Origin of the sequence: Pelagibacterium lentulum (genome assembly GCF_003992625.1) — a bacterium.
Classification (GTDB): Bacteria; Pseudomonadota; Alphaproteobacteria; order Rhizobiales; family Devosiaceae; genus Pelagibacterium; species Pelagibacterium lentulum.
Genome location: NZ_RZMW01000029.1, coordinates 120,318 through 145,297 on the forward strand (window position 1 = coordinate 120,318; position 24,980 = coordinate 145,297).

Annotated in this window: 27 protein-coding genes; 8 read left to right on the top strand and 19 right to left on the bottom strand. The window is 57.4% G+C overall.

What is annotated here, in order from left to right:
- Positions 1-70 precede the first annotated feature (70 nt).
- Complete coding sequence (locus EO133_RS07800; protein ID WP_164734926.1) at positions 71-1,165, bottom strand: peptidoglycan-binding domain-containing protein; 1,095 nt, start codon at positions 1,163-1,165, stop codon at positions 71-73.
- Positions 1,162-2,976: a PAS domain-containing sensor histidine kinase gene (locus EO133_RS07805; RefSeq protein ID WP_127072086.1), complete on the bottom strand. Its 1,815-nt coding sequence runs from the start codon at positions 2,974-2,976 to the stop codon at positions 1,162-1,164. Before EO133_RS07805 ends, EO133_RS07800 begins: the two co-directional genes overlap by 4 nt.
- Before the next feature lie 318 nt (positions 2,977-3,294).
- Between EO133_RS07805 and EO133_RS07810 the strand changes: the two genes are divergently transcribed.
- Together EO133_RS07810 and EO133_RS07815 are read left to right on the top strand one after the other, a co-directional pair.
- Complete coding sequence (locus tag EO133_RS07810) at positions 3,295-3,609, top strand: hypothetical protein (protein ID WP_127072087.1); 315 nt, start codon at positions 3,295-3,297, stop codon at positions 3,607-3,609.
- Between the two features lie 124 nt (positions 3,610-3,733).
- On the top strand, positions 3,734-4,159 hold the full coding sequence (locus tag EO133_RS07815) for a SufE family protein (protein WP_127072088.1): 426 nt from the start codon (positions 3,734-3,736) through the stop codon (positions 4,157-4,159).
- Here EO133_RS07815 and EO133_RS07820 read toward each other — a convergent pair.
- From EO133_RS07820 to EO133_RS07880, 12 genes are all read right to left on the bottom strand, one after another.
- Positions 4,156-4,656, bottom strand: coding sequence for a DUF6456 domain-containing protein (locus tag EO133_RS07820; protein WP_127072089.1), 501 nt, complete (start codon positions 4,654-4,656; stop codon positions 4,156-4,158). The two genes, EO133_RS07815 and EO133_RS07820, sit on opposite strands and share 4 nt — an antisense overlap.
- Positions 4,646-5,053, bottom strand: a complete 408-nt coding sequence (locus EO133_RS07825) for a helix-turn-helix domain-containing protein (RefSeq protein WP_127072090.1) — start codon at positions 5,051-5,053, stop codon at positions 4,646-4,648. The genes EO133_RS07820 and EO133_RS07825 overlap by 11 nt, the downstream gene beginning before the upstream one ends.
- Positions 5,054-5,324: 271 nt before the next feature.
- The gene (locus tag EO133_RS07835) at positions 5,325-6,014 is read right to left on the bottom strand and encodes a hypothetical protein (RefSeq protein WP_127072092.1); all 690 of its coding nucleotides are present in this window, start codon (positions 6,012-6,014) and stop codon (positions 5,325-5,327) included.
- A 215-nt stretch (positions 6,015-6,229) separates the two neighbouring features.
- Positions 6,230-7,201, bottom strand: coding sequence for an IS1595 family transposase (locus EO133_RS07840; RefSeq protein WP_127072093.1), 972 nt, complete (start codon positions 7,199-7,201; stop codon positions 6,230-6,232).
- A 234-nt stretch (positions 7,202-7,435) separates the two neighbouring features.
- Positions 7,436-7,858 carry a Ros/MucR family transcriptional regulator gene (locus EO133_RS07845; protein ID WP_280516125.1) on the bottom strand — a complete coding sequence of 141 codons (423 nt, stop codon included), beginning with the start codon at positions 7,856-7,858 and terminating at the stop codon, positions 7,436-7,438.
- A gap of 133 nt (positions 7,859-7,991) precedes the next feature.
- Positions 7,992-8,345, bottom strand: coding sequence for a monovalent cation/H(+) antiporter subunit G (gene mnhG / locus EO133_RS07850; RefSeq protein ID WP_127072094.1), 354 nt, complete (start codon positions 8,343-8,345; stop codon positions 7,992-7,994).
- Complete coding sequence (locus tag EO133_RS07855) at positions 8,342-8,665, bottom strand: cation:proton antiporter (RefSeq protein ID WP_127072095.1); 324 nt, start codon at positions 8,663-8,665, stop codon at positions 8,342-8,344. Before EO133_RS07855 ends, mnhG begins: the two co-directional genes overlap by 4 nt.
- On the bottom strand, positions 8,662-9,144 hold the full coding sequence (locus EO133_RS07860; protein ID WP_127072096.1) for a Na+/H+ antiporter subunit E: 483 nt from the start codon (positions 9,142-9,144) through the stop codon (positions 8,662-8,664). The genes EO133_RS07855 and EO133_RS07860 overlap by 4 nt, the downstream gene beginning before the upstream one ends.
- Positions 9,141-10,733, bottom strand: a complete 1,593-nt coding sequence (locus EO133_RS07865) for a Na+/H+ antiporter subunit D (protein WP_127072097.1) — start codon at positions 10,731-10,733, stop codon at positions 9,141-9,143. Before EO133_RS07865 ends, EO133_RS07860 begins: the two co-directional genes overlap by 4 nt.
- 15 nt (positions 10,734-10,748) lie before the next feature.
- The gene (locus EO133_RS07870; protein WP_127072098.1) at positions 10,749-11,126 is read right to left on the bottom strand and encodes a Na+/H+ antiporter subunit C; all 378 of its coding nucleotides are present in this window, start codon (positions 11,124-11,126) and stop codon (positions 10,749-10,751) included.
- Positions 11,126-11,548: an MnhB domain-containing protein gene (locus EO133_RS07875; RefSeq protein ID WP_127072099.1), complete on the bottom strand. Its 423-nt coding sequence runs from the start codon at positions 11,546-11,548 to the stop codon at positions 11,126-11,128. The genes EO133_RS07870 and EO133_RS07875 overlap by 1 nt, the downstream gene beginning before the upstream one ends.
- Positions 11,548-13,908, bottom strand: a complete 2,361-nt coding sequence (locus tag EO133_RS07880; RefSeq protein WP_244640816.1) for a putative monovalent cation/H+ antiporter subunit A — start codon at positions 13,906-13,908, stop codon at positions 11,548-11,550. Before EO133_RS07880 ends, EO133_RS07875 begins: the two co-directional genes overlap by 1 nt.
- Positions 13,909-14,122: 214 nt before the next feature.
- Between EO133_RS07880 and msrB the strand changes: the two genes are divergently transcribed.
- The 4 genes from msrB to EO133_RS07900 all read left to right on the top strand — a co-directional run bounded on the left by msrB (position 14,123) and on the right by EO133_RS07900 (position 18,423).
- Positions 14,123-14,521, top strand: a complete 399-nt coding sequence (msrB, locus tag EO133_RS07885) for a peptide-methionine (R)-S-oxide reductase MsrB (protein WP_127072100.1) — start codon at positions 14,123-14,125, stop codon at positions 14,519-14,521.
- A 405-nt stretch (positions 14,522-14,926) separates the two neighbouring features.
- Positions 14,927-17,005: a S9 family peptidase gene (locus EO133_RS07890; protein WP_127072101.1), complete on the top strand. Its 2,079-nt coding sequence runs from the start codon at positions 14,927-14,929 to the stop codon at positions 17,003-17,005.
- 112 nt (positions 17,006-17,117) lie between these two features.
- Positions 17,118-17,720 (top strand): superoxide dismutase, encoded by a 603-nt coding sequence (locus EO133_RS07895; protein WP_127072102.1) that lies wholly within the window; start codon positions 17,118-17,120, stop codon positions 17,718-17,720.
- 142 nt (positions 17,721-17,862) lie between these two features.
- Positions 17,863-18,423, top strand: coding sequence for a response regulator (locus tag EO133_RS07900; protein WP_127072103.1), 561 nt, complete (start codon positions 17,863-17,865; stop codon positions 18,421-18,423).
- Here EO133_RS07900 and EO133_RS07905 read toward each other — a convergent pair.
- The gene (locus EO133_RS07905; protein WP_127072104.1) at positions 18,420-18,953 is read right to left on the bottom strand and encodes a hypothetical protein; all 534 of its coding nucleotides are present in this window, start codon (positions 18,951-18,953) and stop codon (positions 18,420-18,422) included. The two genes, EO133_RS07900 and EO133_RS07905, sit on opposite strands and share 4 nt — an antisense overlap.
- Positions 18,954-18,968: 15 nt before the next feature.
- Positions 18,969-20,474, bottom strand: coding sequence for a helicase HerA-like C-terminal domain-containing protein (locus tag EO133_RS07910; RefSeq protein WP_127072105.1), 1,506 nt, complete (start codon positions 20,472-20,474; stop codon positions 18,969-18,971).
- Positions 20,475-20,647: 173 nt separating this feature from the next.
- Between EO133_RS07910 and EO133_RS07915 the strand changes: the two genes are divergently transcribed.
- Entirely contained in the window at positions 20,648-21,973 is a 1,326-nt protein-coding gene (locus tag EO133_RS07915) for a TIGR03808 family TAT-translocated repetitive protein (RefSeq protein ID WP_164734927.1), read from the top strand.
- Here the strand turns inward: EO133_RS07915 and EO133_RS07920 are convergent.
- Both EO133_RS07920 and EO133_RS07925 read right to left on the bottom strand, forming a co-directional pair.
- The gene (locus EO133_RS07920) at positions 21,960-22,979 is read right to left on the bottom strand and encodes an asparaginase (protein WP_127072107.1); all 1,020 of its coding nucleotides are present in this window, start codon (positions 22,977-22,979) and stop codon (positions 21,960-21,962) included. The genes EO133_RS07915 and EO133_RS07920 overlap by 14 nt on opposite strands.
- A 91-nt stretch (positions 22,980-23,070) precedes the next feature.
- Positions 23,071-23,400 (bottom strand): SH3 domain-containing protein, encoded by a 330-nt coding sequence (locus EO133_RS07925; protein WP_127072108.1) that lies wholly within the window; start codon positions 23,398-23,400, stop codon positions 23,071-23,073.
- Between the two features lie 172 nt (positions 23,401-23,572).
- Between EO133_RS07925 and EO133_RS07930 the strand changes: the two genes are divergently transcribed.
- Positions 23,573-24,190: a PadR family transcriptional regulator gene (locus EO133_RS07930; RefSeq protein WP_127072109.1), complete on the top strand. Its 618-nt coding sequence runs from the start codon at positions 23,573-23,575 to the stop codon at positions 24,188-24,190.
- Positions 24,191-24,193: 3 nt separating this feature from the next.
- Here EO133_RS07930 and pcaD read toward each other — a convergent pair whose 3' ends face one another.
- Positions 24,194-24,973 (bottom strand): 3-oxoadipate enol-lactonase, encoded by a 780-nt coding sequence (gene pcaD / locus EO133_RS07935; RefSeq protein ID WP_127072110.1) that lies wholly within the window; start codon positions 24,971-24,973, stop codon positions 24,194-24,196.
- Positions 24,974-24,980 lie beyond the last annotated feature (7 nt).

A 24,980-nucleotide genomic window follows, 5' to 3' on the forward strand; every position in this document is an offset into this window, starting at 1 on the left:
TTCGGACACGCGACAAAACAAGAAGTTAGGGCAAGTCTGCGATTCAATGAAAAGCAGACTTGCCCTAGCCCTACATGTAGGCGCCAGCAGCTTCAAGCATGTCGACAAGATCGAGTGTCACTTCGCCGGTCGGGCGGTAGTTGTGGAAAATCTGGAACTGCCGGATCGCACGCGCTGTCGTTGCATCGGCTACGCCATTTACGGGCGCCTGCAGGAAGCCAAGGCGGTTCAGCCCCCGCTGAACGGTACTGACAAGATCCCGGTCGCGCGATGGTGGAACAGCTTGTGCGGCCTGTTCCTGATTCAGCGGATTTAGGCTCATCACCGTCTCGGTAATCGAAGGGGTCGCGGCGGTTTCCACCCGTTCGGGCATCGGTTGGCTCTCTTGCGCTCTTGCTTCGTGCCCCGTGGCAGGCTCGCTGTCCTCGATCAGCGCACCAATATCGCCCATTTGCGCCATGCCGACCATATTGGTCTGCGCGGACGGATCAAACAGCGGAGCTGCGGACTGCTGTTGCTGAGGCTGGGCCTGCGCCTGCTGTTGAGCGGGCTGCGGCGGCACGGGCGCTTGCTGCTGGGTTGCAGCGCCGTTTTGCGCGCCGTTAAGGGGCGCCCGTCGAACCGCATCGAGCACCTGGGGCGAAGCCGCGCCAGTGCGCGGCATATCGAACCGGCTTTCAAACGCGCGGATGGCGTCGGCGGTCTTGGGACCGTAAAAACCATCGATGGTGCCGTCGAACAGTCCCAGCGCCTGCAACTTTTGCTGCAGTTCGGCAATATCGGCATTGCCTACCGAACGGCTTTCCTGGGGCTGCACCGGTGCCGTCTGGGCCTGCGGTGTCGGCTGGGCGGCGGGTGCCGATTGCGTCGTCAGTCCCTCGGGCCGCTCGACCGGTTGCACCACAACGGGCTCTACCGGGGGCGGCGTGTTTATGCGCGAACCTGCATCGCCGCTGACAAAGAGCGGTGCAGGGTGGCGGGCATCCTGCATGAACAGAGCATTGGCGCCGCCCATCAGAGTCAGGCCGGCGACAAGCACGATACCAGAGGTCGCCATGGGTGCCTGAACGAACCGTTCAACGCACCAACGCACCCCTGCGCCCGCCAGAGCGGCGAGCGCCGAACCCAGAGCAAGAGGAATATGGGCAACAGAACCTGTGGTCATTTTGCGGCGCTTTTTCTTTCGTCTTCCAGCCATTGTGTTTCATCGTCGCTGGCTTGAGGGGGATGCAGGTGTTCGATACTGGCGGCAGGTCTGCGCCCGGCCGGTCCGTCTATGGGCAAAAGGATGGAAATCGTTGTCCCCTGCCCCACTTCCGAAAAGACGTGGAACTGGCCGTCGTGCAGGGCCACCAGTCCCTTCACGATCGACAGGCCAAGCCCGGTGCCTTCATAGCGGCGCGCCAGTCCATTCTGCGCCTGAAGGAAGGGCTCACCTATCCGGTCGATGGTTTCCGCGCCCATGCCGATGCCGCGGTCGCGTACCGAAATGTTGAGCATCTTGCCCTGCCGTTTCATCGACAGTTCCACTATCCCGCCATCATGGCTGAACTTTGTGGCATTTGACAAAAGGTTGATCAGGATCTGGCGGCAGGCGCGTTCATCGCCAACGATTTGAGGCAGGTTGTCGGGGACAAGGGCCTTGATCGAAATGTTACGATCCCGCGCTGCCTTGTCGACGATCTGGCAACAAGGCTCGACCATGCTGCCGGGGTCGAACAATTCGGCGTGAACCTCGAACTTGCCCGCTTCGATCTTTGACATATCGAGCAGCATGTTGACCACATCGAGCAGGTGATGCCCGCTTTGGCTGATTAATTCGGCATATTCCTTGTGCGCTGGTGTCAACTGCCCGCCGATATTGGCCTGCATCATGTCCGAGAAGCCGACGATCGCATTGAGCGGCGTGCGCAATTCGTGACCGATTGTCGCCAGGAAGCGCGACTTGGCCTCAGAGGCTTCCTCGGCGGCCATGCGGGCTGTGTTGATTTCCGATTCGGCATTCTTGCGCTTGGAAATGTCGCGCAGGATTCCGAGTACCTCATAGGTTTGCTCGGCATCGGTCTCGTCAACGACCGGCGACAGGCTGACCTCGACCCAGAGATAATCCGCACTGGCGCCCGGCTTGCTCGTGTCCCGGCGCATTCTGATGTCGAGCGCAGCATGGAGTCCGCGCGTACGCGCGTCGGAAAGCGCTGCCATATAGGCGGGCCGATCCATGACATGGATGCGCTCGAACAGTCCGTTGCCATCGAGTTCGAAAGCCTTGCAGCCCAGCAGCCTGGATGCGGAGCGCGACAATTGCATCATCGCGCCGTCGGCATCGTAACGCACGACCGCATCGCGGAAACTTTCGATCAGAAGGTCGAAGGTTTTCATCTGATTGCGCGCGGCAGCGGCAGCGGCAAAATTGAGCCGATTGGTGATGACGGCGATCACCATCACCGCTGCCGCATAGACGGTGACAGCAATGAACAGCCAGCCATTTTCAGTCTGCGTAAAGGGACTGGGAATCAAACCCGCGGTATGGAGAAAACTGGCAGCCAAGCTCGAAACCGGCACGGCCCAGGCCCAGCGCCGGTAGCGGCTTTGCGAGGTCAGCATGGCATATAGGGCCGCCATCAGACCCAGTGCCAAGCCAAAGTCGAACAGTGCAGGGTCCGTTAAGGTTAGCACGACGCTCATGCTGGCGATTGCCAGAACGTGGCACAACACCTGACCTTCGAGATTTTTCCGCTGGTGAAACACCAACGCGGCAGCGGCGCAGGCAAGCGCGGCACTGGCAGCGATAACCGGCATTGCGGCGCCGTACACCAGAAAATAAAGCGCGACCGGATAGGCGATCGCGGAAGCCGCCAGCATGATCATCGTGGTGAAGAACAGGGCCTGCCCGCGCAGCACGTCAGGCCGCGATGCCGCCCATTGCGGGGCTGCCAGAAACGTCCGAACTTTCGCTGCGGCAAATGGGTTACGCATAAACTACTCTACTCTAGCGCGACGGGAATCGCCCGCGCGTCTGGGGTATGGCCCCGGTATTGGCGCCACATTTTCACTCAAGCCCTAAAACACCCTTAAGTGTTTGGTCCTGAGACGTCGATTGGGCCGGTTTACGCCTGTCGGAGGGCGACAAACTGGCTTTAGCGTAAACAGATTCTTGCATAACGACCCGTTTCCGCATTGCTTCGAATTTCGATAAAATTTGAGATAAATTCGCGCTAAATCCGCCTTACAGCTTTTAGAATTGACCTCTATCTTCAGGACCAGACATCCAAGTCCGGTGCTGAAAGGCTCACAATGTTTCTGGTTCGCTCCGCATTCTGGCTCACCGCCGCATGGCTCGTAATTGCGCCTGCGCATCACGATTTCAGTGCGACCGCTGACGCTGCCGGCGCCGAGATCGTTAAGGGCGGACAAGCCCTTATCAGTGCCGGGCTTTCCAGAGCTCCGGAGTGCGCGAGCTTTGAATGTGCCGCTGGCCGCGCGATTCTTGAAACTGCGATCAACCAGCCGGCACAGGTGCCACAAATTGCACCACAACCTCATCTTACCGTTGCTGCTTCGCCCGTTCAGGCGCCGGTGCCTCCAAGGCGCCCCGACTGGGCAAGTTAGGACCAGAAGGGTCCGCCCGGAGCCGATAATAGTTCTGCCCATGCGGGCTCCGGATATGGCCGCAAACCTTCGACAAGCGTTTGCGGCCCTTTTTTTCCTCGGCGCGATGGCCTAAATAGCGCTTATGAACACGCCAGACGCCTTTACTGAAATTGCCGACAACCTCTCATTTCTCGACGATTGGGAGGATCGCTATCGCTATATCATCGAGTTGGGCCAGGCCCTGCCCGAGATCACCGATGCCGAACGCAATGCGGATAACAAGGTGCATGGTTGTGCCTCGCAAGTCTGGCTGGTCACACAGGCCAGCGAGGCCAACGGACAAACCGTCCTCACCTATCGGGGCGATTCCGACGCCCATATCGTGAAGGGGCTCGTTGCCATTTTGCTCGCGCTCTATTCCGGGCGTACGGCGCGGGACATTGCCGAAACGGACGCCCTGCCCATTCTCGATTCGATCGGGTTGCGCGAGCACCTGTCCACCCAGCGCTCGAACGGGCTTGCGGCAATGGTCAAGCGCGTGCGCGCCGACGCGCAGGCATTGGCCTAACCAATCTCACTGGGCATTGCGCCCGGTTGTACCCAGAAACGTGTCCCGCAGGTCTCTTGCCCACGCGCCAAAGGGGAAAGCCCCATGCGCGCGGCGGCAAGGTCCAGCGCCAGCCGCAGCACGATCTTGCCGCTGCGCCGTGGCCAGCCATGCAATTGCTCAACATCGTGAATGCCCATGTCATAGCCGCAAATGTCGCGCAGAACGCTTTGACAGTCGCGCGGCAGATCGGTGAGCAGGCTTTCGAGCCGCATACGGGCATCGATCGCCATATCGCTCACGCTATCTCCATTGCCCCGCAGGCCGGAAACTTTCGGCCCATAGCGCATTGTGACATTCTGCCGAATCTGCGCCTTTTCAAACAACCGGTGAATACGCAGCGCTGCTTCCATCTGATGAGACGCCAGAAAACGTGTTTCGTTCTTGCGCGCTCGTGCGAGTACGGCAACCGCAGGCAACGTGCGCGCCAGCGCCTCGGCTTGTGCCTCAATGCCCATGGACGCGCTCCAACTGCGAATTATAAGAGCATGGCGCGCGGCGAACCGTCGCAAATCCAAGTATCGCTTTTTCCAGTAGCGCAATTTCCCGCTCGGTTGCAGGGTCGTCACGCATGTCCTCGACAACGGCACACGCATGGGCAACCGTGGTACGATCCCTGCCGAAGTACCGGCCGACATCGGTCATGCTGATCTCGAGAAGCACATGGCTAAGATACATCGCTATTTGCCGTGCGACCGCCACAGGTTTTCGGGAGCGCGAATGGGTGAGAATCGCCTCGTGCCGCACGTTACGGTGACGCGCTACAATCGCAACAATTCTGGCACATGCCAGCGTGTGGTCGTTCGGCATCGCGGGATCGGTTTGCCGGAAACTCGAATAAGTCTGCACTGTCATAGGACCACTCTCTCATAAATAGGATATAATTCCTAATTATATACGTGACAAAAGTGGTTGATTCCGATAAGACAGAACGGCGTGACAGGCCGGTGTTAAAAGATGAGGGAGAAGTCGAGGCGCTCGTCCGGTTTCTCGTTTCTGCATTAGAGGCAGCGGACCCGGATGCGTTTATTATGACGCCAGTAGATGGCGAACGAACGGCTATCGATGGCAGCTTCGACCTTTTTGAGGTCGTAGCTGCATTCCGAACGAAGGTTACATCTTCGGTTCAGGAGGGCTCAAAGGCTGTGTAAACGAGGCCGCGAATCTCTTGAAGCTGCGCTAAGGATTTTTCGCTGATTTCGCACGAGAGAACTTTGCCTCCGAATGTCGTGGTATAGGCTCGGCCCATTAAAACGTCTTGCAACATTAGGGAGGACTCATTGCCGATTTTGAAATCATTCCCCCTGTACGGTCCGGCAACGGCGTGTTTTCTGGTTTGCTCAATTTGAAAAAACTCGGCCAAATGGGTCGCGGCATGTCGGGTCCCTTCAAACCGGGGGAAATGTTCGGTCATTTTCTGATTGATGGTCTTAAACCGCTTTTGGATATCGTCGGACCAGTAGCCAGGGACACACTTCATTCCGGCGTTGATGGCGCTCACCGTTTTCCCAAAGTGGAAGATATTTAGAACCCCGTCACGGGCCGCAGCAAGGGTCCAAGTCATAAGCCGTAGCCGCGCTTCGTCTTGGGCTTTCTTTTGCAACCAGTATTCAGGATTCGTAGAAAAATCTCCTTCGGGCACCACAATTGAGGCCTGCTGGGCCTCTACATGATCAAATAACTCGACGTCGTGCTGAAAGTGTTTCTCGTAAGCGCGCAGCATGCTAAAATTTTCACGCACCTCTCTCGCGGCCTCCGCAAACTCTTCTGGCACGCTTGGAAAGCGAACATGAGAATACTCGGGAATAAATGACATTGGCCCCTCCTAACAAGAGCGAAAGTTCTGGAGCAACCGACGAGCAAGAAACCGCGCGTCGTCGCGACAACGCTCTGCGCCGCGCTCTAACCACGCCGCCAAATCCGAAGACTAGCGGTAAGGAAGACAAGAGTCAGGACGAAAAAGGAAAGCCCGGTGATTGACCGGGCCTCTTTTTAGCGCGTCGTTTGCGCAGTAGCTTTGCCGCCTTCTGCTTAGGCGTAAGAGGCCGCACTAGCTTGATGATACATCAGGCGCTTTCCAGCGGCCCCGCGAAGGGCGTCTTCTGCCCGCTCCCTATCGCTGACCTTAAGGGCAGCGCGGCGATTGTAGCGGAAGTCAAATTCGGCAAGATAATGATGAAGGTGCTTTTCAGCGCAATGCTGATAGACCCCCCGCATGCCGCGTTTGAACACAGAGAACACGTTTTCGATGGTGTTGGTGTGGATAATCCCGCGCGCATATTCCTTGGCGCTGTGGTTCACCGTCTCATGGCCAGCATATTCCTTGCCGGTCTCGGTATAGAGGCGGCTTTCGTCTGTGTAGAGCGTTGAGGTGCGCGGGGCATTGGTGAACAGGATATGCTGCACCGTGGCCTTGGTTGCGTCCTTGACGTGGAACATGCGGGCACGTCCGCCGCGCTCGACAAGAGCAACAACGGTCATCTTGCGGCCACCGGGCTTGCGCTTGAGGTAAGGACGCCCCTTGCGCTGCGGTGACATGGACTGATCTTCACGCTTGCCGATGTAGGTCTCGTCGGCTTCCACGGTCTTGCCTTCGCCACCAATGGGGCCGGACGATGCAACGTCCTCTTTCATGGCCTCACGAATGCGGTGAGCCATGAACCAAGCGGTTTTGTATGTAACGCCGAGCATGCGGTGCAACTGGTGTGCGCTCATGCCCTTCTTGCTCGATGCATAAAGGTGAAAAGCGAATACCCATTTGTGCAGCGGAACCTTTGACCGTTCCATGACCGAACCAACCGTCACGGTGAACTGACCCTTGCACTCATTGCAGTAGTGTAGCCCTGAGCGGTGCGACTGCTTCCGACCGTCGACCTTTGCAATCTTGCCCTGATCGGTGTTGCCGCAATGCGGGCAGTTAGGACCATGCGGCCAGCGGATCGCCTCAAGGTGCGCGCGGGCTGCGTCTTCATCGTGAAAGATCGGGTCTGTGAAAGTGGTCATGGCTGCTAACTCCTTGACCCTTTGTCGCTTATCAGCCCACTTTTGTCAAGTATATAATTAGAATATAATTCCTATAACCGATGTGGACCTGACGGGGATAAGTCATTGCAAAAAGTTTGCGTACTGCACGGTAAAACAAAAACAGCCGCCCGATGGGCGGCTGAAAAACGTCATGCTATCAAGCGTTTGAAGCCAGGCGGAAAGGGCTCCCCCTGCCCTTTTTGTGGGCTGAGCTCAGCTTGCCTTGCGGCCCAAGCCGTTGTCCTTGGCCAGTTTCGAGCGCGTTGCCGAATAGCTTGGCGCGACCATCGGATAATCGGCGGGCAAACCCCATTTCTCGCGATATTCTTCCGGAGAGAGGTTGTAGTGCGTGCGTAAATGGCGCTTGAGGGATTTGAATTTTTTCCCGTCTTCAAGGCACACTATGTAATCGGGCGTAACCGATTTACGAACTGGAACAGCAGGCTTCTTGTCTTCGACGGGCGCGGCGACTTCTTCAGCCGCAAGTAGCTTGAGTGCGCTGTGTACGTCGGCAATCAGTCTGGGCAGATCAGCAGGACTGATCGCATTATGCGATACATAGGCTGACACGATTTCGGTGCTGAATTCCACCAGGTCAATATCGACCCTCGGTTCCATCGTTTCAGTTGCGGACATTACTTGTCCCTTTCTCTTTGGGGGCGGGTACTCGATTGGAAAGGAATATTGCGCGAAGCGCAGTATCGATGAATTAAAGTTGTTTTTGATACGATTCAAGTATCATGGGACATCTTGTCCAAAGTTTGTTTCGTCACAGTTTAGTTGAATTGCCACCTTTTCCCTCCAGCACATTATAGACTGTGCCATCGTAAGGCTTGTATCCCGCCATATAGGCTGCACGCGACAAAAGATGCGCCGATATTGGGGCCGTCAGCATGAAAAAGACTATACCGACGAATGCGCGCAGAATTACCGCAGTGTCGAAGGACACAAGGGCGATAGCGAGAAAAGCAAGCCCTGATCCGACCGTTCCGGCTTTCGACGCGGCGTGAATGCGCGTGTAGAGATCGGGCAGCCGCAAAATTCCGATAACGGCAACCAGGCTGAACAGCGCTCCGATGATCAGCAAGATACCGGCAAGATAGAACAATGCTTCCACGATCATTTGCGGGCCTCCGGACGGGTATCCTCAGCGGCAGTTTGGCTGATCTGCCAGCGCTGCAGCACAAAACGGGCGAATGCGACAGTGGACAGGAAGCCGACAAGCCCCAGCCCGATGGCTATATCCAGATAAAGCGTCAAACCTGTACGCAACGCGATGACGACGATATAGCCGATCACGATGCCGATCAGCATTTCAAGACCAAGAATCCGGTCTGGAAGGCTTGGTCCTGCGATGATCCGATACATTGCAAGCAGCAATGCAAGCGTCATCAAGGCAAGGGAAACCGTTGTCGCGTGAAAGAGAAACTCTGCGCCGCTCATTGCTCGAACACCTCCCGAATGCGGGCTTCAAAGCCATCGCGGATATTGGCGATCATCTCTTCTTCGTCGCGATATTCCAGAGCATGAACATAAAGATACTTCTTATCCTCGGATACATCGAGGCCCAGGGTGCCCGGCGTTAGCGTCAAAAGGTTGGAAAGCAACGTGATTTCCTGATCCGACTGCACCGTAAGCGGAAATGCAAAAATGGCTGGCCGCAATTGTCCATGCATATTGGGACGGCACACAAGAACCGCCACGCGCCAGGCCGATAACGCCAGTTCATAAAAGAAAAGAGCGCCAAGCGAGATAATGCGTCCCATACGTCGCAGGAAATAGGGCTGATCCACCCGGTCGCGGATGAACATGACCGCCAGTGCCGAAACCGCACCACCGAGCAACAGATTGAGCAGGGTGAACGAGCCGGTTACGGCTGCCCAGATCAAGGCAAGAATGACAACCAGAAACACAAAGGTCATGGTTGGGGTACCTCCGCGAACACAGCGCTAATATAACGATCGGGCGAGAGCATATCCATTGCTGCAATGCCGCCTGCGCTAAAGACCCAATCCGGGAAAAGACCCATACCGACGATCACCGCAATCAACGCCAAGGCAGGCACCATGCCCAGCCGAATCTCATGGGGTGTGAGCAGACGAAGGGTTTCGTTGGCCTGTTCGGACCGCTCGCCTTCATGGCCATTGCGCCAGAAAATATGGGCCCACAGCCGGCTCGCCGCAATCAGGGTCAACAGCGAATTGATAAGCAGCCCGGCCACCAAAAGCCAGTCACCGACCCGGATCGCGCCTTCGACCAGCAGAAGTTTTGGCCAGAAGCCGAGAAACGGTGGCAGTCCGGCAACGGCGAACACGAGGATTATGAAGGCTATCGACAGCAAGGCGCTGGCGCCATAGATGCCGCCCATGAAGCGGATATCGTTGGTGCCGCTCATGCGCTCTACCAGCCCGCCAATCAGATAGAGCGCGGTAAGGGTCAGAATGGAGTGCATTGCATAAATGACCCCGCCACCCACGCCGTGCATGGAATTTATCGCCAGTCCGGCAAACAATACGCCGATGCCACCGATAACCATAAAGCCGATTGCGCGCCGGATGTTGGTCTGCGCCAATGCGCCCAGCGGGCCGAGCACCATTGTCGCCACGGCAATGGCGATAATAGCCGGTTCGAGGAAATCGCGCCCCTCGGGCATGATGAGGACAAGGACACGGTAGAGCGCATAGGCGCCAACCTTTGTCAGCATGCCGCCAAACAGGGCCGAAACCGAAATCGACGGCGTGTGATATGCCGCGGGCAACCAGGCGTTGGCCGGAAAAGCCGCAGCCTTGATGCCGAAGGCAAGCAGGAACAAGGCCGCCACCGAGACCATCGAGCCGAGAGGCATGTCACCAGCCTTTTGCGCGATGTCGGCGACATTGAGCGAACCGGTCAGGCCATAGGTGTAGGCGATCGCAACCAGGAAGAAAGTCGTCGCCAGCAGGTTCAGGAAGCCATATTTCACGGCACCGTCGAGCTGCACCTTGCGTCCGCCCAGGATCAGCAGGCCGAACGAGGAGATCAGCATGACCTCGAACCAGACATAGAGGTTGAAGATGTCCCCTGTCAGGAACGAACCGCAGACACCGCAGAGCAACAGCAGGACCAGCGGGTAGAACCCGAAGCGATGCTCGCGGTCGTCGAGTTCGATCTGCGCATAAAAGATCACCACAAGCGTTGAAAGTGATGCCGCAAGACAGAACAGCGCGCTTGTCATATCGGCCACAAAGGTAATGCCGAAAGGCGGCAGCCATTTGCCCATCGTCATGGCGATTGGGCCGACTTCAAATACGCGCAGCAGAAGGTATATGTTGGAAATTACGACCGCCAGCGTGATGGCAGCGGCAAAGCCCACCTGCGCCGTGCGGTTGCCTCGGAGCATAACCAGAAGACCCGATCCCAAAAGCGTAAGCGCCACGGGCCAGATCAGGATCCAGTCTGCCGCAGGCGTTGCACTTTCGATGAAGTGCGGCGGCAGGTTCAGGGCATCGTAGGATGTTTCGGCAGTCGCCATTGTTGTTACTTGATCCTAGTAGCTGAAAGGTGGGCGTGGAGCGTCTTCGGGTTCGGCGAGCCGCATATTGTCGGTATTGTCCGCATCGAGTTCTTCGTAAGCGCGATAGCCAAGCACCAGAAGGAAGGCGAAAAGCGCGAAACTGATCACGATAGCGGTCAGGATCAGTGCCTGGGGCAGCGGGTTGGCCGAGCCTTCAAGCGGGACATATGTACCGGCAGGAATGATCGGCGGGATTTCCGTGGTCAACCGCCCGATGGTGAAGATCAGCAGATGCACCGCGTTGCCCAGCACCACAACGCCAAGCAGCATGCGGATGATCGATTTGGACAGGATGAGATAGAGCGCAACCGCAAAGAAAAGCGTTACAAGCCCAACAAGTGCGATTTCCATCAGTCTTCCTCCTCGCTGTCTTCCAGACTCAAGGCAATGGTGGCCACCGATCCCACAACCGTCGCATAAACCCCAATATCGAAGATCAGCGGCGTCGAAAGTGCGACCTCAGTGCCTTCCACATGGAAAATCAGCCACAGGCCGGTCAGGAACGGCTCCTGTGCGAACAGGGCAAAAAAGCCTGACAACGCGCCAATGAAAACGCCGAATCCCGCCAGTACGATGGGATGGATAACAAGCGCCTTGCGCGCCTCTTGAACTCCGCAGGCAATACCATAGATCGCCAGCCCGGACGCGCCGATCAGCCCGCCGATAAAGCCGCCCCCCGGCTCGTTATGGCCGCGCAGCAGCACATAAATCGAGAACATGATCATGAGCGCGGCAAGGCCGGGCGCTACTGTTCGGAAAATGACGGTATTCATTATGCGTTCCTCCGCGCGCGCGGCGTTGAAGGTTTCCGGGCCGGCTTGGCCCTCAGGCGGATCAGCGCAAGGATGGCAAGGCCGGCGGCCATGACCACCGAGATTTCGCCCAGCGTATCCACCGCGCGGTAATCGACGAGGATCACGTTGACGATGTTGCGGCCATGAGCGACCGGCGCGCTTGTGGCTTCAAACAGGCGTGTGAGCGTGAGATCGAGATCGGTCTGGAGCACGGACAAAAGCACGAAGGCAAAGCCCGTTGCCGCAGCCAGCGAAACCACGCCATCGCGTAGCGCCAATGCCGGCTCGCGGTGATCGCGCTGATCGAGATGCAGCCGCGTCATCACAAGCGCAAGAATCACGACCGAAAGCGTTTCGACCATGAACTGGGTCCAGATTAGATCGGGAGCGCCAAACAGCAGGAAGATCACAGCTACTGCAAAGCCCTGGATACCAAGCGCAACGATTGCCACCAGACGGGTTTTCGCCACCAGAACGGCTGCAAGCCCGATCACAGCAAAGAGCAGCGCACCCCATTCATAGAATGTGAGGATCGGGAAGTCCGGTATCGAAGGCGCAGTGCCGGTAATCAGCATTGGCAGATAAAGCGTGAGGGCCAGCACCACGAACATCACGAGCGTGTACCATTCGAGCTTGCCGTGATGAAGGAAACGCGTCACCCCGTCGGCGAGCCGGACCAACCCGAACATTGTTGCGTCAAAACCGATATCGAAGGTCCAGCCGATGGCATTGCCCGCCCGGCGCAGGGCACCGCGCACCGCTTCGGCTTTCCAGAACAGCACACCACCCAAAATCCATGTCGCAATCGACGCCCAGACTTTCGGTTCGGTGATCGGGAAGCCGAGATAGACACTGGCGTCCACGGCCTGATTGTAAATTGAGGCGCCGGTCGGATTGAGCACATTGGCATTGATCCAGCCGGTGAACAGACCTGCAATGACGCCCAGAACGCTCAGCACGACCGGCCCGGAATAGAGCGATAGCGAGCCTTCATGCGGCTTGTAAGGCGTCGGCTTGAGCGCCCCGAGGAAGGGCTTGAGCGCGATCAGCAGACCGACGGCCATCATCAGGCTGTTGCCCACGATCAGAACCGCGAGGAACAGGAGGTCCGGCCAGAGTCCCATGGTCATGGCCAGGTACATTTCTTCCTTTGCCAGGAAGCCCAATGCGATTGGAAAGCCGGCCATCGAGATGACAGACAGCAGTGCGGCAATAAACGTAATCGGCATTTTCTCGCGCAGCCCGCCAAGCGCCGTGATGTCGCGTGTGCCAGTGCCATGATCGATGGTCCCGGCGATCATGAACATAGCGCCCTTGAACAGCGAATGCGCACAAAGATATAGGATCGCGCCGAGAATGGCCTCCTTGGTGCCGACACCGATCAGCAACACGAGCAGACCGAGCGACCCCAGCGTCGTATAGGCCAGCATCTGCTTGAGGTCGGTCTGCCGGATCGCCAGCGCGCCGCCCAGAAGCAGCGTTACCCCGCCAAACAGCGTCAATATCCAGAACCAGGGTTCGGTGCCACCCAGCACTGGGTTCATACGTGCCAGCAGATAGACACCGGCCTTGACCATGGTTGCCGAGTGCAGGAACGCAGAAACCGGGGTCGGCGCCTCCATAGCGTTAGGCAACCAGAAATGGAGCGGGAACTGTGCCGATTTGGCGAAAGCGCCACCGATCACCAGCAGCAATGCGATGATATATGCGCCATGGCTCTGCGCCAATCCGGCCGTAGCCAGAAGGCCGGTCAACGAATTCTGCCCGGTCATGGTCGACAGCAGAATGAGTCCTGCGAGCAGCAGCAATCCGCCGCCGCCGGTCACAACCAATGCCTGAATGGCCGCGCGCCGCGCAGCCTGACGCGAATGGTCGAACCCGATCAGCAGGAAGGAGGTGATAGAGGTCAACTCCCAGAAAACGAACAGGGTGAAGATGTTGTCGGCAAGAACCAGCCCGAGCATCGAGCCCATGAACATCAGGATATAAGAAAAGAACCGTCCATGATGGGGATGACCGGCGAGATAGCCGCCTGAATAGATGACGATGAAAGTGCCGATACCCGAAATCAGCAAACCGAAAACAAGGCTCAGGCCGTCGACAAAAAAGGAGAACTCGATGCCGTAGGATGGTATCCACGGCAAGGCTGCGACAACAACATTATTGCCTGAAACCGGTTCGATAAAGCCGAGCAGCATGATAAAGATACTCAGGGGCACGATGGCGAGAATCCAGCCGGCCAACTGGCCAGTGAAGTGCTTTATCCAGGGAGCGAAAAGTGCGGCCACAAACGGTGCAATGGCAATCAGCGCAATCGAAAAATCTAGGCTTGGACCCAAAGTCGCCCCCGAAGCGTTACAACACAAACCTGCACCAGACCGCAGAACCGACCAGGCGCCTGAAGAATCACATGGCAAACATAACGCGCACCACCGCAAGCTCAACAAAAACCGGAGCCAATGGGGATAAGTTCACGTTGAAGCCGCCAGACAGAAACACCATATCCGTTAACAACATGCCCAAGGGCATATTGAAATCGAAAGGCGCCGTAACATGACCGACAAAGCAGATATTTCCAAGAGCGAATGGCGCGATAAATTGACGCCCGAACAGTTCCACGTCACGCGTGAACATGGCACAGAGCGTGCTTTTTCCCATCCATATAACGAGGAAAAGCGCGAGGGGCTTTATTATTGCGTCTGTTGCGGGGTGCCGCTTTTTACATCGGATAGCAAATACGATTCCGGTTCTGGCTGGCCCAGTTTCTTCCAGCCGGTTTCCGAAGATGCAATCAAGGAAGTCGATGACCGCAGCCATTTCATGCGCCGCACAGAAATTCGCTGCGCCAATTGCGACGCCCATCTTGGACATGTCTTTCCAGATGGCCCGGCCCCAACCGGACTTCGCTACTGCACCAACGGCACGTCGCTCGACTTCAAGCCAGGGCAATAGGCATTAAGGTTTGAGTTTGCCGCCCGCTCATCAACTGGGTCCGGGAATAAATCCCGTGGCGACAACGGTGATGTGCAACGGAGCAGCGTCACATGCCTACTGTTACCCTGGGCTAAGACCAAGACAAGGTACGCGCGCCACTCTCCGTTCTTACATCGATGCCTGCCTCGTCCCCTGGCTTGAAGGGGCGCAGACCTGCGGATCAAGTCCGCGAGAGAAACCGGGTAGGTCGGGTATCGATAACTTGAGCGCGTGAAGCCTTCGGAAGTGCCCGTACCGACGGAGGCCAAGCCGCGTGAGGCAGTTGCCCATCCCCTCCTCTTGTTTCCAGCGGCACAAAACGCCATACAATGGCAATCGAACTTCTCTCCATCGCCCTCACGTACGACCAGTTTCAGGACCATCATGAGCGACAAGACTCCGCCGATCGCACAACAGCGCCCGCATTCCGATACGCGTCACGGGATTACCCGGACCGATCCCTATGCCTGGCTTCGGGCTGAAAACTGGCGTGAGGTCATGGCCGAGCCAGCGACCTTGCCGCAGGACATCCGCGATTATCTCGAAGCGGAAAACGCTTGGTATGAGAGCGAATTCGGCGAACCGACCAAGGCGTTGCAGGAGACGATCTACAAGGAAATCCGAGGCCGCATAAAGGAAGACGATTCCTCCGTCCCGGCGCCCGACGGGCCCTTTGCCTATCTTTCGCGCACCCGCGAAGGCGACCAATATCCGCTCATGGCGCGCACACTGCGCGATGGTGGCGAGGAAGTTGTTTTGCTCGACTGCAACGCAGAAGCGGGCGATGGCTATTTTGGCTTTGGCGGGGCCGAGCATTCGCCCTGTCACAAAATGATTGCATGGGCTGCTGATCGTAACGGTTCGGAATACTACACGATCCATATTCGCGATGTTGATAGCAGCAAGGATCGCGACGAGACAATCGAGAAGGTAGGAAGCGGCGCAACCTGGGCCAATAATTCCAAATCGTTCTATTACGTTGAGCTTGACGAAAACCACCGCCCCTTCCGCGTCCGCCAGCACAAGCTCGGCACGCCGCAAAGCGAGGATGCGATTGTCTATGAGGAACAGGACCCCGGCTTTTTCGTTGGTGTCGGACTTACCCAATCGCGCAGGTTCATCACCATCTCGGTCCATGACCATCAGACATCGGAAGTCTGGCTCATCGACGCGGACAAGGGCGGCGCGCCTTTCTGCGTGGAACCACGCCACGAGAACACGGAATATTCGGTCGAGGAACGCGGCGACACGCTTTTTATCCTGACCAACGACAACGAGGCGGAAGACTTCAAGATCGTCACCGCCCCTCTGGCTACACCCGGCGCCGCGCACTGGACCGATCTTGTGCCGCACCAGTCCGGTACGCTGATCCTTGAGATCGAATTGCTTGCCAATCACCTCATCCGGTTGGAGCGCAAGGATGGTCTGCCGCGCATCGTGGTGCGCGATCTGCGGACGCACAAGGAAGAAACCATCGCCTTTCCCGAGGAGGCCTATTCGCTCGGCCTTCAGAGTGGTTATGAGTTCGATACCGCAACCATCCGCTTTTCCTATTCCTCCCCGACCACTCCGGCCCAGGTCTTTGACATGGACCTGGAAACCGGCGAACGGGTCTTGCGCAAGCAACAGGAAGTGCCCTCGGGCCACGACCCTGACCTTTATGAAACCCGCAGGCTGTTCGCCAAAGCCGCCGATGGCGAGGAAGTTCCCGTCACCCTGCTCTATCGCAAGGGCCTCAAGCTCGATGGCTCGGCCCCGGCCCTGCTTTATGGCTATGGCTCTTATGGCCATTCTCTTCCGGCGAGCTTTTCGGTTTCCAACCTCTCGCTTGTCGATCGCGGCTTTGTCTTTGCTATCGCTCATGTTCGCGGCGGCATGGACAAAGGCTATCGCTGGTACAAGAACGGGCGCGCCGAGCATAAGGCCAACACCTTTACTGACTTCATTGCGGCCGCTGAAATGCTTATCGAGAAAGGCTACTCGGCCAAAGGTCGCATCATTGCCGAAGGTGGTTCTGCAGGGGGTATGTTGATGGGTGCGGTTGCGAACATGCGCCCCGACCTCTGGGGCGGTGTCATGGCGATTGTCCCCTTTGTCGATGTGCTCAACACCATGCTCGACGATACCCTGCCACTCACCCCGCCCGAATGGCCTGAGTGGGGCAACCCGATTGCCTCGAAAGACGCCTATGATCGCATCGCGTCCTATTCGCCATATGACAATGTCGAGGCCAAGGCCTATCCGCCGATTCTTGCGCTGGCCGGTCTCACCGATCCTCGCGTCACCTATTGGGAACCTGCAAAATGGGTGGCGAAACTGCGTGCAACCAAGACCGATGGCAATGCATTGTACCTGCGAACCAATATGGGCGCAGGCCATGCTGGCGCGTCGGGCCGATTCGAGCGGATCAAGGAAGCGGCAATCGTATATGCTTTTGCGCTTAAATGCGCACAATTGGCATAAGTTTTCTCAGGCAATGCGTTGCAGGATCACAACCGGCCCTATATATAAGAAGCACTTGCTTGGTAAATTGCCGGGCGCAAGGATTTCAGACACGTAATAAGGAGGCCTTCCAATGAGCTTTTCTCTCCCCGATCTTCCCTATGCCTATGATGCCCTCGGGCCCTATATGTCGGCGGAAACGCTCGAGTTCCACCATGACAAGCATCATCAGGCTTATGTCACCAATGGCAATAAGCTGCTCGAAGGTTCGGGCCTTGAAGGCAAGTCGCTCGAAGAAGTCGTCAAGGAAAGCTTCGGCAAGAACCAGGGCCTGTTCAACAATGCAGGCCAGCACTACAACCACATTCACTTCTGGAAGTGGATGAAGCCCAATGGCGGCGGCAAGTCGCTCCCCGGCAAGCTGCAGGCGGCTATCGATTCCGACCTTGGCGGTTATGACAAGTTCCGTGAGGACTTCCTTGCCGCAGGCGCAGGCCAGTTCGGTTCGGGCTGGGCATGGCTGACCTTCAAGAATGGCAAGCTGGAAGTCACCAAGACCCCGAACGGCGAAAACCCGCTCGTTCATGGTGGCACGCCGCTGCTCGGCGTCGACGTTTGGGAGCACTCCTACTATATCGACTACCGCAATGCGCGTCCGAAATATCTCGAAGCCTGGTTCGACAATCTAGTTAACTGGGAATATGTCGAGGAACTCTTCGAAGCCGCTTCCAAGTAAGGTTTGTACCTGAAGTTTCGATGCTGCGGCCCGTCTGTCCACAGGCGGGCCGTTTGCATTGGGGATTTATCCCCGCACGCACTACCCGACTCTAAAATGATCGTGTTAAGCTTTTGTTAGCCAACGTAAGCGGACCCGATCATTGTCTTCGCCCATACCCACCATCGCCATTCTTTGTGAAAGCGCTGCTTTGACCTCCATCCTTGGAGCGACCTTGCGGCAGAACAAGTCATGGCGCGTGCGCGAGTTCAGGGATGCCAGGGCGCTCGGCTCCTATATGCGCATTGCGCCGGTGGCCATGCTGGTTTGCGACTATGCGCTGGGCGAACAAACCGCTCCCGACATCATCCTGCCTCTGCGCGAAGATCTTCTCGTTATTTCGCGGCATGTGCAGATCATCGCTATGACCCGAACCATCGACATTGCCATGCGCGGCGATTGCGTGCGGGCGGGCATCGATGAAGTTATCGTCAAGCCGATGAGCCCGCTCTACCTCGAAGAGCGCATTCGCACCCGGCTTTCGGAAGGTCCGCGCGGCTATATCGCGATTGATGACGGTTATGTCGGGCCGGAGCGTCGCGGCCGCGGCGTCATTGCAGATACGCGGGACATTCCGCTGGAACGGCGCGGGGAGAACATTGTCTCGTTCGTTGCTCACAAGGCACTGCGCTCAAAGGCCGACGAGCACCTGGAGCCAAACTAATTTTCGAGCCGCATCAGCCTGTTGAGCAGATCGTCGAAATTATCGGAGATCTGGATCAGGTGATCGATATTGCCGATACCGACCGCAGCGACGTCGGTGAAAAAGCCGCGCACCACTTCAAAGGCATTTTTGCGGTTGAGCAGGCCGACCGTCTTGCCGCTTTGCGCCCCGCCAAGATCGGCCCAGGCGGTATAAAGCGCTGAAATCGTGCCAAAATTGGCAGGCAATCCAACAATGGTCTGCCCCAGACTGGCCGCCCGCATGTTGGCGGCGCGGTGATCTTGGGCAGTCTCAATATCTATCCCTGCAGGGATGTCCACGAGAACAGTTTCGGGCGTTGTAACGAAGGTGATCTGCGTTTTGGCATGTTTAAGGGCGGCATTGACAAGAGCCTTGGGCCAAAGCCCTTCACGCAAAGGACAGATGATATGCCCGGCCTTCTTGCCAATGGCATCGCCCGCGTAGGCATAAACGCCATCGAACGGCGTCGCGCCGCTATCGGCAAATACGGTGATAACAGGCCGCTTCATATAACCGGGAACCCTCTAGCGGCCACGCGTCAAACTCCCCAATATGCCCCTGACAAGCGCATTGCCAACGTGACGGCTGACGGTTCTCACCACGGTCATTGTCGCCGCTTCCACAGGCGTCTGGCGGCTGGACGTACGACGCGCAGGTGCCGCCGCGCGGTCCTGCGCTTTGTGTTGGGCTGCCTCACGCTTGGCGATTTCAGCCTCTCGGGCCGTAAATTCCGCCTCGCGCAAGGCCTCTTGCGCCCGGCGGTCCAGCACCTCATAGGCCGACTCGCGATCATAAACCGTGTCGTATTTTCCGGCCACCGGACTGCCCGCCATGGCCGCGCGGCGCTCAACTTCTGTCAACGGCCCCATGCGCGAGGATGGCGGGCGGATCAGCGTGCGCCCGACAATCGATGGCGCTCCCTTGTCTTCCAGCACGGAAACCAGGGCCTCACCGGTTCCCAATTGAGTGATGGCCTCGGCGGTCGAAAACTCCGGGTTTGGCCGGAACGCATCGGAAGCAGCGCGCACCGCGCGCTGTTCCTTGGGTGTATAGGCACGCAAGGCGTGTTGAATCCGATTACCGAGCTGGGCCAGCACCGGCTCAGGAACATCCATCGGGTTCTGGGTCACGAAATAAACCCCAACCCCCTTGGAACGCACCAGCTTTACAACCTGCTCGATCTTGTCGAGAAGCACCTTCGGCGCCTCGTTGAACAGCAGATGTGCTTCTTCAAAAAAGAAGACGAGCTTTGGCTTGTCGGGATTGCCGACTTCGGGAAGCTGCTCGAAAAGCTCGGACAAAAGCCAGAGCAGGAAAATGGCATAGAGCCGCGGCGCACGCATCAGTTCGTCGGCTGCCAGCAGCGAAATATAGCCCCTGCCCTGTGCGTCCACGCGCATCAGATCGGCAATCTCAAGCGCCCGCTCGCCAAAAAACATCTCGCCGCCTTGCTGCTCAAGCACCAGCAAGGCCCGTTGGATTGCGCCCACGCTCGCGCTCGCAATGTTGCCATAACGGGCCGACAACTCGCTTCTGCGTTCGGAAACATAGTTCAGCAGCGAACGCAAATCCTTGAAATCGAGAAGCAGAAGCCCCTCGTCGTCGGCCACCCGAAAGGCGACATTGAGAACTCCTTCCTGGGTTGGATTGAGCTCAAGCACGCGGGAAAGCAGCAATGGCCCCATCTCGGAAACGGTCGTGCGCACCGGATGGCCCTGACGCCCGAACAGATCCCAGAAAATCGTCGGATAGCCCTCAAACGAATAATCGGCGAGCCCGATCTTTTCGGCGCGTGCGCTCAGGAAATCTTTCGGCTCACCCGGCGCTGCCAGCCCGGATACATCGCCCTTAATATCGGCGCAGAACACAGGTACGCCCGCGCGGGAAAACCCTTCGGCCAATATCTGCATTGTAACGGTTTTCCCGGTCCCGGTTGCCCCGGTTATGAGCCCGTGCCGATTACCGAATTCAAGCGCAAGATATTCCGGCCGCGTGCTGGTCCCCAGATAAACAGCGTTGTCGACAAGCATGATGCCCTATCCCGATTCCCCAGTCGGCTTTCACCCTATCTCGCTGTCATGGGCGCGGACAAGCCTACAGGTCGCAGTTGCAGCCAGATTTACCACGTCATGCAGCTCTCATGGAAAATCGGTGCCAAACCTATAGAGTCGGCCCTCACTCTTTCAAATGTGCCCGAGGTAACATGCCCCTTTCCCGCCGCCGGTTTTTGACATCGGGTTCTGCCATTGGCGCCGCACTGCCCTTTGCCACGGCATCGGTCTATGCCCAATCTGGTCTGGTGCCGGACCCCAGCATTGAACAAACCCTTGTATTGCAATCGGCCATCGACGCCGCCGCGTCCAGCGACGGGCGCCTCTCGCTTCCTTCAGGACGTTTTGTCACGCGCACATTGCACCTGCCGTCTAATGTCGTGATCTCGGGCGTTCCCGGCGCCACCACACTTATACATGCGGGCCAAGGGGCCTTGTTCGACATCAGACAGGTCCGCCATGTCACGCTCTCGGGCCTCACTCTCGACGGAAGTGGCGCCGATGGCGACGAATGGCATGGGGGGCTGATCCATGTCAGCCAGTCCAGTGACATCGTGATTGAAGCCTGCAACATAACCAATACGCAACTGAATGGCCTTTCTGCCTTGAGCAGTTCGGTCCGCATTACCAATTGCGATGTCTGGGAAAGCGCACTGTCGGGCATATTCATTTACGATGGCGAAGCCGTCTTTATCAGCAATAATCGCGTCCATGATTGTGGCAATGGCGGCATTCGTGTCTGGCGCGGCGAAAATGCAATCGACGGTGCCATCGTTACCGGCAACCGCATCTGGAACATAGATTGGACCAATGGCGGAAATGGGCAGAATGGCAACGGCATCAACGTCTTTCGCGCCGATGGTGTCATCGTTTCGGACAATGCCATATCCGACTGCACGTTTTCAGCCATAAGGCTCAACACAACCAACAACACGCAGATCGTCGGCAATACCTGCTTTAATTCCGGGGAGGTGGCAATCTTCTCGGAGTTCGAGTTTTCAGGTTCAGTGATTGCCAACAACATCGTCGATGGCGCCGCCGCCGGCATTTCCATGACCAACTATAACGACAATGGCAGGCTGGCATCGTGTACGGGCAATATCGTACGCAACATTGCCACCCACTCTGAGGTCAATCCCGACACCTCGCCCTATGGCATTGCGGCTGAAGCCGATGCCATTGTCACCGGCAATCTGGTCGATAATGTTCCCGGCGTGGGTATTCTGGCCGGCTGGGGACCGTATTTGCGCGACGTCACGATCAGTTCCAATCTTGTTCGCGATGTCCATATCGGCATCACGGTCTCGGTAGCAGACGGCGCGGGCAGTGCCGTCATAACCGGCAACGTCATTTCCGGCGCCCGCGACCACGCGATCACGGCAAATCGCTGGTGGGACATCGCCAGCCGCGACCCCGCATCGGATGGCGGCCAGTTCTCCAACCTGACCATCCGCGATAACACAATTATCGGAGGCTGATATTTACGGCGTCGGTCGCAGAGAGAAATCCGACTTCAATGCCGCACCAGTTCTTGAACGTCTGGTGGGCAAAGCGATTGAGCACTTCGGCCTGCCGAGCATCCGGTTCGGCAATGGCTTTGAGAAGTCCTGCAATCATAGCTGTGGCCGCTGGCAGGCTGCCGTCATCGCATTTGAGCGCAAAGCCCAGGCCTTTGTCGCGCAAAGCACCACAGAATACCCCTTCCGCCCCGAGCTTGACCATCAGCCTGCCATCGAACGCCTTCATTGCTTCGGTGTCGAAGGCATCGGTGCCGGCAATCAGAAAGGGATGACTGGTCGCGCTGTCGAACAGCCGCGCGGAGGCCTTGGCCATCTCCGGGGTCAGCCCTTCCCCCGTCGCCATTCGAGCAAAGCCTTGGGCAAAGTTTTTAAGCGGAGCCGCCCAGGTCGGAATCGAACAGCCGTCCGTTCCGCATTTGCTTTCGGTCAGCGCTGCGCCAATCACCGCTTCAACCGCGGCTCGTACTCTTTTCTGGACTTCATGTTCAGGCTTCACATATCCGGCGGGGTCGATACCGAGCGCCTGAGCGACGGCCAGCATACCCGCATGTTTGCCCGAGCAGTTGTTATGAAGCGCGGACGGCCTTTCGCCAGCATCGGCCAATGCCTTGCGCGCGGCCTTGTTGGTGGGCGGATGGGCACCACATTCGAGCGCCATGACGTTCAAGCCGACCTTTTTCAGAGCGTTGGCGGCAACGCGCACATGATCGGATTCACCGTGATGGGAAGCACAGGCCAAGGCCAGATTTTCGTCGTCGAGAGTAAATTTCTCGAGGGCGCCAGTAGCAAAAATCGGAAGGGCCTGGATGGCTTTGATTGCCGAGCGCGGGAAAATCTCACGCTCTATGTCACCGGCGCTTGCAACGACGTTGCCTGCCGGATCCGCTATGCAAAAGGCGCCGCGATGGCGATTTTCAACCCAATTCCCGCGTGTGAACTCGGCCAGTACCGGATTGGCATCCATAGAGAAATCCCCGCTTCTTTTCGCTCCGTTGTGGAGCGCAAGGCGCGGGGAAAGTCAACAGGACACCGAACGGCGGAAGGGCGTTTGTCGCTCACTCCCAATGCAAAGAAAGGTTACGAGCCTCAACCCAACCGGCCGATTGGCCGCGCTCGACGCGACACCAGCTTCCGGTTTCCTTATCGCTCATGCAGCGATCGACCCAAACCCACACGCGCGGCTCCAGTTGGCCGACAGCCTGATCCAGTTGGCCCGGCGCAGCGTAAAGGGTTAGTAAAGTTTGATCTCGATCAAGCGAAATGCGTGCGATCGTGTCAATGTTCTGGGAGCCGGCCATGACCGAAGGTGAGAACACTCCAGACACAGCCAAGGCGACCAGACCGCCAATAAGTGCAGGAAGCGTGAGTTTGGAAACGATGTTCATCTTTACCCCCAACAGAACGATGAATTTGCTTTGATGGGAAGTTTTTCGCACTTCGGGGTTGAATGAAGCCTGATTTAGGCATTCATCTGGTATTCATATTCGGGGAGGCGTAAAATTCGATCTTACTAAACAGGTGCCTAATGGCATTCCTTACGGAGGAGAATTACAACATATGTCCGCAACGCGTCTTTTGGTCCTCGCTGTCGTTCGCGCCCACGGCAAGGCACACGGATATCTTGTCGGCCAGGAACTGATGGCATGGGACGCCGATAAATGGGCCAATACAAAAACCGGCTCCATTTATCACGCATTGCGGCAATTGACTAAAGAACGCCTGCTGATTGAATCAAATATTCCCTCCACGGACAACACGCCGGCCCGAACCGATTATTCCATTAGCGAGAGCGGTGAAACCGAGTACCAGAAGCTTCTCGCACGGGCATTGATCAATCCCGAACCGCGTCCCGACATGCTGTGTTCGGGCCTGGTTCTAATGTCTTCACTTGAGCGTTCTGTTGCTGTCGACTATCTGAAACGCCGCCGCGACATTTTGAAAGATCATCAGGCGCAGGTGAATACTGCCTCGGCAAAAGCGAACTGGACGGGACGCAATGCCCTGCCTCCTCATGTGGAAGCGCTGTTGAGCTTTTGGGACCACCATACGTCCTGCGCCTATGACTGGGTAAGCGAGCTTATCGATAAAATAGAAGGCGGCGCTTACATTTATGCTGACGACGACCCCAAGGCGTTTGGTTGTCCGGGTTCGCGCTTTGCGCCATATGAGACGTGACGATTATTCGGCCAAGTCGGCAAAGGCAGTGATAATATCGCTCATGGTGTCGGGACTTTCGACTGGCAACATATGAGCCGCATTCTTGATAAGCTCGAAGCGGGCGCCGGGAATGGCGCGGGCGAGATTGGCGACTGCACTCGGCGATACCGCGCCGTCCTTGTCCCCCACGATACATAAGGTCGGTACTGCAACCTCGCCTGACAATGCCGTCAGATCACCGTCGCGCAAAGCCGCACACGAGGCAATATAGCCTGCTCCGGGCTGACGGATGACCATATTGCGATAGCCAGCCACGTCTGCCGGATTGTCCACGCGGAAGCCTTCGGTGAACCAGTGTTCCATCAGCGTATCGGCAAGCGCTTCGATACCATTGGCTTCCACGCTTGCAATCCGCGCGTCCCAATCCTCCGGCTCGCCGAACCTGGCCAGTGCGCCACACAGGATAAGCGCTTTGACTTTCTCAGGGTGAGTATGGGCAACCAGGCTACCCATCGACAGCCCACAAATGATGGCTGACCCTTTGCCGATCACGTCGAGCAGCTGCGCCAGATCGTCAGCATGGCGTTCGATAGTTACCGCGCCCTCGCCAGAGCCGCTTAGCCCATGCCCTCGCGCATCGTAGAGAAGGATGGAGAAACGACCCACAAGCCGCACGACAACATCGCGCCAGATACGGAAATCGGTTCCCAGCGCATTGACGAATGCCAGCACTGGTCTATCTGGCGCTGCACCAATGACCTGATAGTGAAAAACCGCGTCATCGATGCGTGTGAACTGCATTTCCGCC

Excerpts from the sequence above, each read along its gene's own strand:
- EO133_RS07920 (WP_127072107.1), bottom strand. The coding sequence starts at position 22,979 with ATGGATGCCAATCCGGTACTGGCCGAGTTCACACGCGGGAATTGGGTT.
- EO133_RS07895 (WP_127072102.1), top strand. The coding sequence starts at position 17,118 with ATGAGCTTTTCTCTCCCCGATCTTCCCTATGCCTATGATGCCCTCGGG.
- EO133_RS07825 (WP_127072090.1), bottom strand. The coding sequence starts at position 5,053 with ATGACAGTGCAGACTTATTCGAGTTTCCGGCAAACCGATCCCGCGATG.
- EO133_RS07845 (WP_280516125.1), bottom strand. The coding sequence starts at position 7,858 with ATGTCCGCAACTGAAACGATGGAACCGAGGGTCGATATTGACCTGGTG.
- EO133_RS07835 (WP_127072092.1), bottom strand. The coding sequence starts at position 6,014 with ATGTCATTTATTCCCGAGTATTCTCATGTTCGCTTTCCAAGCGTGCCA.
- EO133_RS07905 (WP_127072104.1), bottom strand. The coding sequence starts at position 18,953 with ATGAAGCGGCCTGTTATCACCGTATTTGCCGATAGCGGCGCGACGCCG.
- EO133_RS07875 (WP_127072099.1), bottom strand. The coding sequence starts at position 11,548 with ATGAATACCGTCATTTTCCGAACAGTAGCGCCCGGCCTTGCCGCGCTC.
- mnhG (WP_127072094.1), bottom strand. The coding sequence starts at position 8,345 with ATGATCGTGGAAGCATTGTTCTATCTTGCCGGTATCTTGCTGATCATC.
- EO133_RS07925 (WP_127072108.1), bottom strand. The coding sequence starts at position 23,400 with ATGAACATCGTTTCCAAACTCACGCTTCCTGCACTTATTGGCGGTCTG.
- msrB (WP_127072100.1), top strand. The coding sequence starts at position 14,123 with ATGACCGACAAAGCAGATATTTCCAAGAGCGAATGGCGCGATAAATTG.
- EO133_RS07860 (WP_127072096.1), bottom strand. The coding sequence starts at position 9,144 with ATGACCTTTGTGTTTCTGGTTGTCATTCTTGCCTTGATCTGGGCAGCC.
- EO133_RS07890 (WP_127072101.1), top strand. The coding sequence starts at position 14,927 with ATGAGCGACAAGACTCCGCCGATCGCACAACAGCGCCCGCATTCCGAT.
- EO133_RS07855 (WP_127072095.1), bottom strand. The coding sequence starts at position 8,665 with ATGAGCGGCGCAGAGTTTCTCTTTCACGCGACAACGGTTTCCCTTGCC.
- EO133_RS07800 (WP_164734926.1), bottom strand. The coding sequence starts at position 1,165 with ATGACCACAGGTTCTGTTGCCCATATTCCTCTTGCTCTGGGTTCGGCG.
- pcaD (WP_127072110.1), bottom strand. The coding sequence starts at position 24,973 with ATGCAGTTCACACGCATCGATGACGCGGTTTTTCACTATCAGGTCATT.
- EO133_RS07810 (WP_127072087.1), top strand. The coding sequence starts at position 3,295 with ATGTTTCTGGTTCGCTCCGCATTCTGGCTCACCGCCGCATGGCTCGTA.
- EO133_RS07865 (WP_127072097.1), bottom strand. The coding sequence starts at position 10,733 with ATGGCGACTGCCGAAACATCCTACGATGCCCTGAACCTGCCGCCGCAC.
- EO133_RS07910 (WP_127072105.1), bottom strand. The coding sequence starts at position 20,474 with ATGCTTGTCGACAACGCTGTTTATCTGGGGACCAGCACGCGGCCGGAA.
- EO133_RS07930 (WP_127072109.1), top strand. The coding sequence starts at position 23,573 with ATGTCCGCAACGCGTCTTTTGGTCCTCGCTGTCGTTCGCGCCCACGGC.
- EO133_RS07820 (WP_127072089.1), bottom strand. The coding sequence starts at position 4,656 with ATGGGCATTGAGGCACAAGCCGAGGCGCTGGCGCGCACGTTGCCTGCG.
- EO133_RS07870 (WP_127072098.1), bottom strand. The coding sequence starts at position 11,126 with ATGGAAATCGCACTTGTTGGGCTTGTAACGCTTTTCTTTGCGGTTGCG.
- EO133_RS07915 (WP_164734927.1), top strand. The coding sequence starts at position 20,648 with ATGCCCCTTTCCCGCCGCCGGTTTTTGACATCGGGTTCTGCCATTGGC.
- EO133_RS07840 (WP_127072093.1), bottom strand. The coding sequence starts at position 7,201 with ATGACCACTTTCACAGACCCGATCTTTCACGATGAAGACGCAGCCCGC.
- EO133_RS07805 (WP_127072086.1), bottom strand. The coding sequence starts at position 2,976 with ATGCGTAACCCATTTGCCGCAGCGAAAGTTCGGACGTTTCTGGCAGCC.
- EO133_RS07815 (WP_127072088.1), top strand. The coding sequence starts at position 3,734 with ATGAACACGCCAGACGCCTTTACTGAAATTGCCGACAACCTCTCATTT.